The sequence below is a fragment of the Curtobacterium sp. C1 genome (assembly GCF_021049325.1).
GTDB classification, from domain to species: domain Bacteria; phylum Actinomycetota; class Actinomycetes; order Actinomycetales; family Microbacteriaceae; genus Curtobacterium; species Curtobacterium citreum.
Map to the genome: position 1 here is coordinate 1,848,161 of NZ_CP088076.1, position 11,831 is coordinate 1,859,991.

General features: G+C 73.0%; 11 protein-coding genes and 1 tRNA gene. 3 read left to right on the plus strand and 9 right to left on the minus strand.

Translation table 11 applies throughout. The features are described from left to right. Positions 1 to 85 precede the first annotated feature (85 nt). Positions 86 to 2,731: a DNA polymerase I gene (gene polA / locus LQK89_RS08970; protein ID WP_231048907.1), complete on the minus strand. Its 2,646-nt coding sequence runs from the start codon at positions 2,729 to 2,731 to the stop codon at positions 86 to 88. Between the two features lie 143 nt (positions 2,732 to 2,874). Between polA and LQK89_RS08975 the strand changes: the two genes are divergently transcribed. Next, a complete protein-coding gene (locus tag LQK89_RS08975; RefSeq protein ID WP_058743365.1) occupies positions 2,875 to 3,243 on the plus strand; it encodes a PaaI family thioesterase in 369 nt (122 codons plus the stop codon). Positions 3,244 to 3,263: 20 nt separating this feature from the next. Here LQK89_RS08975 and LQK89_RS08980 read toward each other — a convergent pair whose 3' ends face one another. From LQK89_RS08980 to LQK89_RS09000, 5 genes are all read right to left on the minus strand, one after another. Continuing rightward, positions 3,264 to 3,734 (minus strand): GNAT family N-acetyltransferase, encoded by a 471-nt coding sequence (locus tag LQK89_RS08980; protein WP_231048908.1) that lies wholly within the window; start codon positions 3,732 to 3,734, stop codon positions 3,264 to 3,266. A 237-nt stretch (positions 3,735 to 3,971) separates the two neighbouring features. After that, positions 3,972 to 4,577: an ANTAR domain-containing response regulator gene (locus tag LQK89_RS08985; RefSeq protein ID WP_022903868.1), complete on the minus strand. Its 606-nt coding sequence runs from the start codon at positions 4,575 to 4,577 to the stop codon at positions 3,972 to 3,974. A gap of 165 nt (positions 4,578 to 4,742) precedes the next feature. After that, positions 4,743 to 4,823 (minus strand) — tRNA-Leu (locus LQK89_RS08990). Positions 4,824 to 4,830: 7 nt separating this feature from the next. Beyond that, positions 4,831 to 6,360, minus strand: a complete 1,530-nt coding sequence (locus tag LQK89_RS08995) for a sensor histidine kinase (protein ID WP_231048909.1) — start codon at positions 6,358 to 6,360, stop codon at positions 4,831 to 4,833. Further along, positions 6,357 to 7,040 (minus strand): response regulator transcription factor, encoded by a 684-nt coding sequence (locus LQK89_RS09000; RefSeq protein WP_175325191.1) that lies wholly within the window; start codon positions 7,038 to 7,040, stop codon positions 6,357 to 6,359. Before LQK89_RS09000 ends, LQK89_RS08995 begins: the two co-directional genes overlap by 4 nt. Positions 7,041 to 7,185: 145 nt before the next feature. Between LQK89_RS09000 and LQK89_RS09005 the strand changes: the two genes are divergently transcribed. After that, a complete protein-coding gene (locus LQK89_RS09005; RefSeq protein ID WP_231048910.1) occupies positions 7,186 to 7,719 on the plus strand; it encodes a hypothetical protein in 534 nt (177 codons plus the stop codon). A gap of 85 nt (positions 7,720 to 7,804) precedes the next feature. Here LQK89_RS09005 and LQK89_RS09010 read toward each other — a convergent pair whose 3' ends face one another. The 3 genes from LQK89_RS09010 to exaC are packed head-to-tail and all read right to left on the minus strand — an operon-like array spanning position 7,805 to position 11,106. Then, positions 7,805 to 9,037, minus strand: coding sequence for a GAF domain-containing protein (locus LQK89_RS09010; protein ID WP_231048911.1), 1,233 nt, complete (start codon positions 9,035 to 9,037; stop codon positions 7,805 to 7,807). A gap of 52 nt (positions 9,038 to 9,089) precedes the next feature. Next, on the minus strand, positions 9,090 to 9,515 hold the full coding sequence (locus tag LQK89_RS09015) for a DUF779 domain-containing protein (RefSeq protein ID WP_231048912.1): 426 nt from the start codon (positions 9,513 to 9,515) through the stop codon (positions 9,090 to 9,092). 49 nt (positions 9,516 to 9,564) lie between these two features. Continuing rightward, a complete protein-coding gene (exaC, locus tag LQK89_RS09020) occupies positions 9,565 to 11,106 on the minus strand; it encodes an acetaldehyde dehydrogenase ExaC (protein ID WP_231048913.1) in 1,542 nt (513 codons plus the stop codon). Positions 11,107 to 11,254: 148 nt separating this feature from the next. On the opposite strand from exaC, the gene LQK89_RS09025 reads away from it, so the two are divergent. After that, the gene (locus LQK89_RS09025; protein ID WP_231048914.1) at positions 11,255 to 11,794 is read left to right on the plus strand and encodes an HdeD family acid-resistance protein; all 540 of its coding nucleotides are present in this window, start codon (positions 11,255 to 11,257) and stop codon (positions 11,792 to 11,794) included. Positions 11,795 to 11,831: the final 37 nt, after the last annotated feature.

Below are 11,831 nucleotides of genomic sequence, written 5' to 3' on the forward strand. Positions count from 1 at the left end.
GTGCCAGCTGGCACCGTGCCTCCCGTCCGCTCGTGGGCGCGCCAGACGGAGCAGGGCGGGCCCGACGGGCCGCGCCCGACCCGCGTCAGTGCGCCGCGGCCTCCCAGTTCGGGCCGACGCCGACGGAGACGTCCAGGGGGACGCTGAGCTCGGCCGCGCCGCCCATCCGGGTGCGCAGGATCTCCTCGACGCGCTCCTGCTCGCCGGGGGCGACCTCGAGGATGAGCTCGTCGTGCACCTGGAGCAGCAGGTGCGACTCGAGCCCGCCGTCCCGCAGGTCGGCGTCGACACCGAGCATCGCGATCTTCATGATGTCCGCCGCGGACCCCTGGATCGGTGCGTTCAGCGCGGCGCGCTCGGCGTTCTCGCGGAGGACCCGGTTCGGGCTCTTCAGGTCGGGGAAGGGTCGGCGGCGGCCGAAGATCGTCTCGGTGTAGCCGTCCTCGCGCGCCTGCTCCACGACCCCGCGCAGGTAGTCGCGCACGGCGCCGAAGCGGGCGAAGTACTCGTTCATGAGCGTGCGCGCCTCGGACTGGTCGATGCGGAGCTGCTTCGACAGGCCGAACGGGCTCAGGCCGTAGGCGAGGCCGTACGACATCGCCTTGACCTTCGTGCGCATCTCGGCGCTGACGTCCGCCGGCTCGACCCCGAAGACCCGCGCGCCGACGAAGCGGTGCAGGTCCTCGCCCTCGTTGAAGGCCTGGATGAGCCCGGGGTCGCCGGACAGGTGCGCCATGATGCGCATCTCGATCTGCGAGTAGTCGGCCGTGACCAGGGTCGTGTACGGCTCGGCGACGGCGAAGGCCGAGCGGACCCGGCGTCCGACCGCGGTCTTGACGGGGATGTTCTGCAGGTTCGGGTCGGTCGACGAGATCCGGCCGGTGCTGCTGCCGGTCTGCTCGTAGCTCGTGTGGATGCGGCCGTCGACGACCGCGGCGTCGAGCGTGTCCACGATCTGCCGGAGCTTCGTCGCGTCACGGTGCTGCAGCAGCAGTCCGAGGAACGGGTGCGGGTGCTGCTCCTGCAGGTCGGCGAGGCTCGCGGCGTCGGTCGAGAAGCCGGTCTTGGTCTTCCGCGTCTTCGGCATCGCGAGCTCGGTGAAGAGCACCTCCTGCAGCTGCTTCGGCGAGCCGAGGTTGACCTCGTGCCCGATCTCGGCGAACGCCTGCTGCGCGAGCTCCGCGGCGCGCTCACCCAGGTCGTGCGACAGCCCGGTGAGGACGGGGCGGTCGATCGCGACGCCGGTGGTCTCCATGCCGGCGAGCACCGGCACGAGCGGCAGCTCGATGGTGTCGAGCACGCGGAGCGAGGACTCGTCGACGCGCGCGCGCAGGGCGGTGTCGACACGGAGGACGTACCAGGCGTGCACACCGACGTTCACCGGGTCGGTCTCGGGGACGAGCTGGTTCGGGTCGGCGGTCGGCAGTTCCTCGCCGAGCTCCTGGTACACGAGGTCGGACAGCGGCTGGCCCTGCTTCCCCGGCTGGGCGAGCCACCCGGTGAGGCGCGCGTCGCCCGCGATCCCCCGCACCGTGAACCCGACCGTCGCGAGGGCCTTGATCGCGGCCTTGGCGTCGTGGAAGTGCTTGGGCGCGTCCGACGCGAACCAGGCCGCGAGCTGCTCGTAGTCCTTCGTACCGCTGCCGCCGGGGACGAGCACGGCGTCGTCGTGCGTCGCGATGCCGATGGCGCTCAGTCGGCCGTCGATGACCTCGACCGCGACGCCGAACCCGTTCTCGGCGTCGTTCGCGGCCTTGCGGTCGAGCCAGTACCCGAGCTCCTCGTCGATGACGGTCTTGACGGGCGGCGGGGTCGGCGCACCGCTGTCGACGGAGCCCGTCGACTCCGCTGCGTCGGACGGCTCGCCCGTGCCGGCGACCTTGAACACCCGGTCGAGCAGCGTGCGGAACTGCAGCTTCGCGAAGAGGTCGCGGACGGCCTGCTCGTCGAGCGGACGGAGCGCCACGTCGCCGGGGCCGACCGGCAGCTCGACGTCGTTCACGAGCCGGTTCAGCTTCCGGTTCCGGATCGCCCGGTCCTTCTGCTCGCGCAGGTTGTTGCCGACGACGCCCTTGATCTCGTCGGCGTGCTCGAGCACCCCGTCGAGCGAGCCGTACGCGGTGATCCACTTGACGGCGGTCTTCTCGCCGACCTTGTCGATGCCGATCAGGTTGTCGCTGGTCTCGCCGACGAGTGCCGCGATGTCCGGGTACTGGTGCGGCTCGATGCCGTAGCGCTCGTACACCTTGTCGCGGTCGTAGCGGGTGAGCTCGGAGACCCCGCGGACGGACGGGTAGAGCAGCGTGACGTCGTCGTTCACGAGCTGGATCGAGTCGCGGTCACCGGACACGACGTACACCTGGTACCCCTGCTCCGAGCCCTGGCGGGCGAGCGTGGCGAGGATGTCGTCGGCCTCGTAGTCCTCCTTCGTGACCGTCGTGATGCCCATCGCCTCGAGCGCCTGCTGCAGGAGCGGGATCTGGCCCTTGAACTCGGCCGGGGTCTCGGAGCGGGTGCCCTTGTAGTCCTCGTACTCGCGCGTGCGGAACGAGAAGCGGGAGATGTCGAACGCGACGGCGAGGTGCGTGGGCTTCTCGCGCTGGAGGAGCATGAGCAGCATCGAGATGAAGCCGTGGATGGCGTTCGTGTGCTGCCCCTCGCGGTTCACGAAGCTGTCGACCGGGAGCGCGTAGAAGGCCCGGAAGGCGAGCGAGTGGCCGTCGATGACCATGAGGGTAGGCTTTGCGGAGTCCGACACCCGGACAGCCTACCGACGCCATCCGACACGGGAGTCCTGCGCGCGTGACCGACGAAGCGACCACCACCGGAGCCCTCGCCGACACCGGGGTGGACCCCCGACTGGCCGACCGGGGCATGGGCGAACTCGCCGAGAAGATGGGCATGGTCATCACCGAGCTGACCGCCGAGCGCGCCGTCGGTTCCATCCCGGTCGAGGGCAACCGCCAGCCCGTCGGGCTCCTGCACGGGGGCGCGTACGTCGTCCTCGCCGAGAGCCTCGGGTCGATGGCCGCGAACGTGCACGCCGGCCCCGGCCGCTACGCCGTGGGGATCGAGCTGAGCGCGTCGCACTCGCGGAGCGCCACGAGCGGCCGCGTCACCGGCACCTGCACGGCGATCCACCTCGGTGGCACGCTCACCACGCACGAGATCGTCCTGACCGACGACGAGGGCCGTCGGTGCTCGACCGTGCGCATCACGAACATGATCCGCGAGCGGCGCTAGTCCCGTCCGGCGCCGGCGGGTCAGTCCTCGGGCGGGCGCTGCAGCAGCAGCCGCGCGTCACCGAACCCGAGCCTCCGGTAGAGCGACTCCCCCATCGCGCTCGAGTGGACCACGACCCGCTCGGCTCCGGCCTCGTCGGCGAGGTCGAGCAGCGCGGCGACGAGGGCTCCGGCGACGCCCCCACCGCGCAGGTCCGGGTGGACGTAGACGCTCTGCAACTCCGCGGCGACCCGCCCCCGGGGCCGGTGCGGTACCGGCGGCCTGGCGTTCAGCGCCAGCCACGCCATCCCGAGCACGACCCCACCCCGTTCCGCCACGACGCACCGGTGCGACGCCGCGTGCTCGCGCGCGAACGCCGCGGTCGCCTCGCGGTACTCGCCGGGCGTCGCCGTCGGCGCCTGCCCGGTCTCGTCGACGCTCCACCGCCACCGCAGGTCGGCCACCGCCGCCATGTCCTCCAGCCGGGAGGCACGGATCACCACGTCGTCCATGCCCCCACCTTGCCAGGTGGTCGGCCCGGCGGCGGGGCCGGGACGCGCCTCCGGTCCGGTGCAGTGCTGCGCTGTGCTGCGCGTCGGGTTGCGTCGATGGAGCACTCCTCGTCGGGTCCTGCGCCTCGACTCGACCGGGACTGCTCCATCGACTGTGAGCCGGGCGTCCGCCCGGGAACGCAGGAGCGCCGCCGGACGATGTCCGGCGGCGCTCCTGCGTGAGCGAGCGGGTGCTCGTTACTTCTTGGCGCTGAGCTGCTCGATGATCGCCTTGGCGACGTCGTGCATGGTGAGGCGGCGGTCCATCGAGGCCTTCTGGATCCAGCGGAACGCCTCGGGCTCGGTGAGGCCCATCTTCTCGTTCAGCAGCCCCTTGGCGCGGTCGACGAGCTTGCGGGTCTCGAAGCGCTCGACCAGGTCGGCGACCTCGGCCTCGAGCGTGATGATCTGCTGGTGGCGTGAGAGGGCGATCTCGATCGCGGGCAGCAGGTCGTTCGGGGTGAAGGGCTTCACGACGTAGGCGAGGGCACCGGCCTCGGTCGCACGCTCGACGAGGTCCTTCTGGCTGAACGCCGTGAGGAGGACCACCGGAGCGATGTGGTTCTTGGAGAGCTTCTCGGCCGCGGAGATGCCGTCGAGCTGGGGCATCTTGACGTCCATGACGACGAGGTCCGGGCGGAGGTCGGTCGCGAGCTGGACGGCGGTCTCGCCGTCGCCGGCCTCGCCGACCACGTCGAACCCGTTGTCGCGGAGGATCTCGACGATGTCGAGACGGATGAGCGACTCGTCCTCGGCGACGACGACGCGACGCGGTGCTGCTGGGGTTGCTTCTGTGTCACTCACGTCGGAGAGCCTACTAGACGGAGCAGGACCGGTCCGTCAGGCCGGGCTTCTCGTACGAGTGGCGGGACCCCCGGGTCAGCGCAGCCCCGCACGCCGTGAGCAGTCCTTGTACGAGTGGCGGGACCCCCGGGTCAGCGCAGCCCCGCACGCCGTGAGCCGTCCTTGTACGAGTGGCGGGACTCGAACCCGCACGCCGTGAGGCAGAGCATTTTGAGTGCCCCGTGTCTACCGTTCCACCACACTCGCGAGGACTTCAGGCTAGCAGCACGTGCCCCTCCGCCCGGTCCGTCGTCGGCCCGACGGCGACCGCCGGAAGGCGCAGCTCGAACACCGCGCCGCCGAGCGCTCCCGTCCCGGACGCGTGCGCGAGTGTCCCGCCGTGCGCGACGGCGATCCCGCGGGCGATCGGCAGCCCGAGTCCGGCGCCGCCGGAGCGGACGTCGCGTGCGGCCTCGAGCCGGACGAGCCGGTCGAACACGCGCTCGCGGTCGGGCTCGGGGATGCCCGGTCCGTCGTCCTCGACGCGGAGGACAGCGTCGGTGCCGTCACGGGCGAGGGCGACCGTGACCGTGCCGGCTCCCCCGGTGGCGCGGGCGGCGTTGTCGACCAGGTTGCCGAGCACCTGCGCGAGCCGGTCCGGGTCGACCTCGGCGAGCACCGGGTCGTCCGGCGCGCGGAGGTCCAGGGTGACGGCGGGCAGCCGGAGCCGGAGCCGCTCCACCTCGGCGCGGATCCACGGCACCAGGTCGGTGCTCCGGCGTTCGAGCGCGATGCCCCGGTCCAGCCGGGCCATCGTGAGCATGTCGTCGACGAGCCGCGCTGCCCGGTCGGCCTGGCGGACGACGTGCACGGCGAGGACCTCGCGGGTGGCGGCGTCGTCGTCCCCGCTCCGCACGAGGGTGTCGGCCGCCGCGCGCACCCCCGCGACCGGGGTCCGGAGTTCGTGCGCGGCGTCGGACAGGAACGCGCGGACCCGCTCCTCTGCGGCGAGGGCCTGTGCCTCCGCACCTTCGACGGCGTCGAGCATCTCGTCGAAGGCGACCGCGACCCGGCCGATCTCGGTGTCGGTCCGGGACGGCCGGAGTCGCCGCCCGCGGTCGCCACCGGCGATCGACCGCGCGGTGTCGGTCATCTCGTCGAGTGGTCGGAGCGATCGACGCACGACGAGCACGACGCCGACCACCGCGACGCCGAGGAACGCTGCCGAGGCGCCGCCCATCACCCAGCCGAGCTGCGTGAGGGTCTCCTGGACGTCGCGGGTGCCGGCGGTCAGCGTGATCCGGGTGCCGTCGTCCAGCGTCGACCGGAGGGTCAGCACGCCGTCGTCGTCGGACACCGAGGACGCGGTGATCCGGGCGCCCGACGTCGTGCTCGTGCCGGTGCTGGTGGCCGAGCCCGGGGTAGTGCCTTCCGACCCTGCGGCCCGCTTGCCGGCGGGGCCGGGCAGCCCGGCCGGATCGGGCGGGCCGGAGCGGAGCTGCTCGGGCGTCGGTCCCGCCTCGACCGCGGCGCCGTCCGGCTGCACGATGCGGACGGAGAGCCCCTGCGCGGAGAGCCGGTCGGCCAGGTCGTCGGCGTCGAGCACCCCGACGAGGGCCGCCGCCGCCGAGGCCCGGTCACGCAGGCGGTCCTCGACCTGGGCCCGGAGCCGGGCGCCGAGGACGGCCTCGACCGCGAGGACGAGTCCGGTGAGCAGCACGGCCAGCAGGGCGATGATCGCGACGACCGTGCGGAGCCGCAGCGACGTGGTCCGCAGCGGGGACGTGGGCAGCGACCCGGTCACGCGGCGCCCCGGTCCACCGCGAGCCGGTACCCGAGTCCGCGGACCGTGTGCACCAGGCGCGGGCCGTGCGCCTCCATCTTCCGGCGGAGCGCGCTGAGGTGCACCTCGACCAGGTTCGCCGCGACCGCGTCGTAGCCCCAGACCTGGGTCGTGATCTGGCCCTTCGACACCGTCCGCCCGCGGCTCTCGGCCAGGAAGCAGAGCAACCGGAACTCGGTCGCGGTGAGGTCGAGCAGCACCCCGTCCCGTCGGACCGTGGCACCCTCGGGGTCGATCACCAGGTCGCCGACCTCGATCACCGTCGGCACTCGACCACGGCGGCGGAGCACGGCCGTCACCCGGGCCACGAGCTCGGCCATCGCGAAGGGCTTCACCACGTAGTCGTCGGCACCCTCGGCGAACCCGCGGAGTCGGTCGTCGAGCTCGTCGCGCGCGGTCATCATCACGACGGCGGCGTCTGAACGGGCCCGGATGCGGGCGGCGAGGAGGATGCCGCTCGGCCCGGGCAGCATCCAGTCGAGCAGGACGAGGTCCGGGACGGCTCGGTCGAGGTCGTCGAGGATCGTCCGGCCGTCGGGGGCCGCGGCGACGAGGTGTCCCTCGGCGCGCAGGGTCGAGACGACGGCGGTGCGGAGGGCGTCGTCGTCCTCGACCACGAGGATGCGTGCGGGTGCGTTCACGGCGGACACCGTACGGTCCGTCGGTGAGCACGGAGCATGGAGCCAGCTGGAGAACCCCTGTGCTTCAGTCCTGCTTCAGATTCGAGCTCGACCGTCGTCCTCGTCGGCGGACCACCCCGGTCCGCCACGGAGAACCGGAGACACCATGAACGACGAACTGCACGACGAGACCACGACCGAGCGGGCCCCGCGCCGACACCGCCGGCTCCGCGCGATCGGCATCGGGACCGCCGCGGCCGCGGTGCTCGTCCTCGGTGGCGTGGGCGTGACCGCGGCGATGGCCGACGGTGCCGGCAGCGGCCCGACCGTCACCGCCCCCACCGGCGCGCCCAGCGGTGCGCCGAGCGGCGCCCCGTCCGGAGCGCCGAAGGCCGCGCCGAAGGCCGCGCCGAAGGACGGGCCCGAGGGAGCGCCGGCGCCCGGGAAGGACGCCGCCGGCAAGGACGGCAAGGACGCTCCGGCGGCCCCGGGTTGCGTCGCCCTGCCCGCGCCGGGCAAGGACGCCCCGACCCCGCCCGCGCCGGGCAAGGACGCGAAGGCACCGAAGGACGCGCCCACCCCGCCCGCGCCAGGCAAGGACGCGAAGGCACCGAAGAACGCCCCGACCGACGCACCGACCCCTCCCGGCGCACCGGAGCAGGGCGACCAGGCGACGCCCGCACCGACGTCCGGGTCCTGACCGGACCGCACCCGCTGCGGGAGGCGCACCCCGTCGGCCGCGTGGTCGACGCGGGGCGCGCCTCCCGGCCGGTGTCCCGACCCCGTCAGCGGCGGTCGAGCGCCTCGATCGCCGCGACGAGACCGGCCCGCCGCGGGGACCGCCGCGGCAGCACCCCGAGCAGGGCGCGGAGCACCTGCGGATCCGCGGCGCCGTCCGCGGTCCGCGACCACGCCTGCAACGCCTCGACGCCGCCGTCGGTCAGCACCGACTCGCGGAACCGGGACCGGACCGCGTCCCGCAGGTCGTCGACGCCCGGCGACGCCGACCCCGGCAGGACCGGTCCGGCGTACCCGTCGACGGCCTGGAGGCGCGCCCCGCGGTCGAGCGCGGACAGCACCGTCTCGACGTCGGTGCGGATCCCGGTCAGGCGGTACGGCCGCGACGACAGGTGCGCGCCGGGCGCGTGGTCCGCGAGGACGCGGCGGAGGCGCACGACCTCCGCCCGGAGCGTGGGGACCGCACGGCGGTCGCCGTACACCGCGACCGCGAGGTCGGCTGCGGCGAGACCGCCGGGCGTGGACGCCAGGACGGCGAGCACCTCGGAGTGCCGCTCGGACAGCCGGACGGCACGGTCGCCGGTCCGGAGGGTCGCGGTGTCGGACCCGAGCAGCGTCAGTTCGGCCGAGTCGGCACCGCGGCGGCCTCGGTCTGCTCGGTCGGCTCGGTCGGCTCGGTCTGCGCGCGGGACGGTCGTCGAGGTCGCCCGGGTGGCGTGCCGGAGGGCGGTGAGGGCGATCTCCGCCTCGGCCGCGGCGGCCGTCGCCGTGAGGAGCGGCAGCGTGTGGCGCTCGACCGCACGGTCGTCGCCCGTGATGTCGAGGGCGCCGACGACCGAGCCGTCCGCCGCGTGCAGCGGGACGGCCGTGCAGGAGAACGCCTTCACGGCGGTGGCGTAGTGCTCCTCGGACCGGATCTGCACGCCGCGGCCGAGGCGGAGCGCCATCCCCGGGGCGCTCGTGCCGGCGTGCTCCTCGGCCCAGTCGGCGCCGGCCGTGAAGCCCATGTCCTCGGCCGCGCGCCGGGCCGCACGTGCGCCGTCCACCCAGACGATGCAGCCGGCGGCGTCGGTCAGCGCGACGACGCACCCGGCGGCGCGGACGTCGTCGAGCAGGAGCCGACGGACCACGGGGAGCGCGGTGCCGATCGGTCCCTGGCCACGGATGGCGTCGAGCTGGGCGTCGTCGAGCGCGAGCGTCGGCAGGCCGTCCGGGTCCACCCGGGCCGAGCGACGCCAGGACTCGGCGACGAGCGGGCGGAGCCCTGCGCGAGCGGGCACGGTGCCTCCCCTCGCAGGTCTCCGCCGCGCCGTCGCGGTCGGTGCGGTCAGCCTACGTCGGCCGCACCGCCGGGACCAGGCCCAGGTCCTCGAGCTCGGCGTCGGTCAGCATCCGTGAGCGGGTGAGGAACCGCTTGCCCTCGGGGACCTCGACCGAGAAGCCGCTGCCCCGCCCTTCGACGACGTCGATCGTGAGGTGGGTGTACTTCCAGTACTCGAACTGCGCTCGGGACATGTACACCTCGATGGGCGCTGTGACCTCGACGGGGTCGAGCTCGGGGACGTCGATGGTGCCGAGCAGGACGTCGCCGGGACCGGTGCGGAACATCCCGACGGGGTAGCACATCGGGCTCGAGCCGTCGCAGCAGCCGCCGGACTGGTGGAACATCAGCGGTCCGTGCCGGGCCGTGAGCGCGCGGAGGAGCTCGGCCGCCTCCGGCGTGACGTCGACGCGGGCGGTGGTCCCGGGGTTCGTCATCAGGAGGACCCCCCTTCCGGCGCTGCTCCCTCGGCGTGACGATGCGTCATCAGAAGAACCCCATCGGTCCCTCGGCGTACGACACGAGCAGGTTCTTCGTCTGCTGGTAGTGGTCGAGCATCATCTTGTGGTTCTCCCGGCCGACACCGGACTGCTTGTAGCCGCCGAACGCCGCGCCGGCCGGGTACTGGTGGTAGGTGTTCGACCAGACACGTCCGGCCTGGATGTCGCGGCCCGCCCGGTAGAGCGTCGTCGCCTCGCGGCTCCAGACACCCGCGCCGAGTCCGTACAGGGTGTCGTTGGCGATCCGGATCGCGTCGTCGTACCCGTTGAAGCGCGTGAGGGAGAGGACCGGTCCGAAGATCTCCTCCTGGAAGATCCGCATCGCGTTGTCGCCCTCGAACACCGTCGGGGTGACGTAGTACCCGCCGCTCAGTTCGCCACCGAGGTCCGCGCGCTCGCCGCCGGTGAGGAGCTTCGCGCCCTCCTGCTTGCCGATGTCGATGTAGCTCAGGATCTTCTCGAGCTGGTCGTTCGATGCCTGGGCGCCGACCATCGTCGACATGTCCAGCGGGTGGCCCTGCTTGACCGCTCGGACGCGGTCGAGCCCGTCGGCGACGAAGCCGTCGTAGATCTCCGCCGCGACGAGCGCCCGCGACGGACACGTGCAGACCTCGCCCTGGTTGAGGTTGAAGAAGGCGAAGCCCTCGAGCGCCTTGTCGTAGAACGCGTCCCGCTCCTGGGCGACGTCGGCGAAGAACACGTTCGGGCTCTTGCCGCCGAGCTCGAGCGTGACCGGGATGAGGTTCTGCGACGCGTACTGCATGATCAGGCGCCCGGTCGTGGTCTCGCCCGTGAAGGCGACCTTGCGGACGTCCGGGTGCTGCGCGAGTGGAGCCCCGACCTCGAACCCGAAGCCGTTCACGACGTTGACGACCCCGGCGGGCAGCAGGTCCTCGATCAGACCGAGGAGCACGTGGATCGACGCGGGTGTCTGCTCAGCGGGCTTCAGCACGACGCAGTTGCCGGCGGCGAGAGCCGGGGCGAGCTTCCACACCGCCATCAGGATCGGGAAGTTCCACGGGATGATCTGCGCGACCACCCCGAGCGGCTCGTGGAAGTGGTACGCGACGGTGTCGTGGTCGATCTCCCCCGTCGAGCCCTCCTGCGCGCGGATCGCGCCGGCGAAGTAGCGGAAGTGGTCGATCGCGAGCGGGATGTCCGCGCCGAGCGTCTCGCGGATCGGCTTGCCGTTCTCCCACGTCTCGGCGACGGCGAGCATCTCGAGGTTCTGCTCCATCCGGTCGGCGATGCGGTTCAGGATGTTCGCGCGGTCGGTGACGCTCGTCCTCCCCCAGGCGGGGAAGGCCTTCCACGCGGCGGCGACGGCCTTGTCGACGTCCGTGGAGTCGCCTCGCGCGACCTCGGTGAAGGTCTTCCCGGTGACCGGGGTGGGGTTCTCGAAGTACTGCCCACCCGTCGGCGGGACGTACTCGCCGCCGATGTAGTGGTCGTACCGGGAGCGGAAGGCGACGAGCGCTCCGTCCTCGCCCGGTGCGGCGTAGGTGGTCGGCGATGCTGCGATGGTCATGGTGGTGCCCTCTCGACGACGGTGTCGACGGCGCACGGTCTGCGCGCCTCGGGCGGGACGCTACGGCGGCGGGGGTTGCAGCGGGTTGCGGACGCCCGTCCGGTCGCCCGGGTACCGTCGGAGGCCACCCGATCGATCAGGAGGTCCAGTGGATTCCCGTGCCGTCCGCACGTTCCGAGTGTTCGTCGTCGTGACGGCCGTGGTGGCCGTCGTCCTCGGGATCGTCGCGATCGTCTGGCCCCGCCCCTCGCTCGTGCTCGTCGCCCTCGTGTTCGGCGTGTACCTCGTGGTGGCCGGGGCGCTGCGGGTGTTCGCCGCCGTCCGGGGGCACGGCACCCCACCCGCGTGGCGCTGGACCTCGGGCGTCGTCGGGGTCCTCGTCGGGCTCGCCGGCCTCCTGACGCTCGTCGACCCGGCGATCCCGCTGCTCGTCTACGCGGTGCTCGCCGGGATCGCGTTCCTGGTCGAGGGCATCGCTGCCCTCGTCGGGGCCGTGGTCGGTCACCCCGGCTCCTCGCGGGTCCCGACGGTCGTGAGCGGCGTGCTGTCGATCCTCGGCGGCGTCGTGGTCCTCGTCGCCCCCGGACTCGCCCTCACCGTCTTCACGGTCTTCTCCGGGATCGCCCTCGTCGTGGTCGGTGCCGCCGCGCTCCTGCTCCTGCCGCCCCGCGCGGCGATGCGACGCTGACCGCGCTGCGCCGCTGACCGCCACGCCCCGAACCCGA

Bases quoted from the DNA above. Each gene is read 5' to 3' on its own strand.
- polA (WP_231048907.1), bottom strand. From the start codon at position 2,731: ATGGTCATCGACGGCCACTCGCTCGCCTTCCGGGCCTTCTACGCGCTC.
- LQK89_RS08975 (WP_058743365.1), top strand. From the start codon at position 2,875: ATGGGCGAACTCGCCGAGAAGATGGGCATGGTCATCACCGAGCTGACC.
- LQK89_RS08980 (WP_231048908.1), bottom strand. From the start codon at position 3,734: ATGGACGACGTGGTGATCCGTGCCTCCCGGCTGGAGGACATGGCGGCG.
- LQK89_RS09005 (WP_231048910.1), top strand. From the start codon at position 7,186: ATGAACGACGAACTGCACGACGAGACCACGACCGAGCGGGCCCCGCGC.
- LQK89_RS09015 (WP_231048912.1), bottom strand. From the start codon at position 9,515: ATGACGAACCCCGGGACCACCGCCCGCGTCGACGTCACGCCGGAGGCG.
- exaC (WP_231048913.1), bottom strand. From the start codon at position 11,106: ATGACCATCGCAGCATCGCCGACCACCTACGCCGCACCGGGCGAGGAC.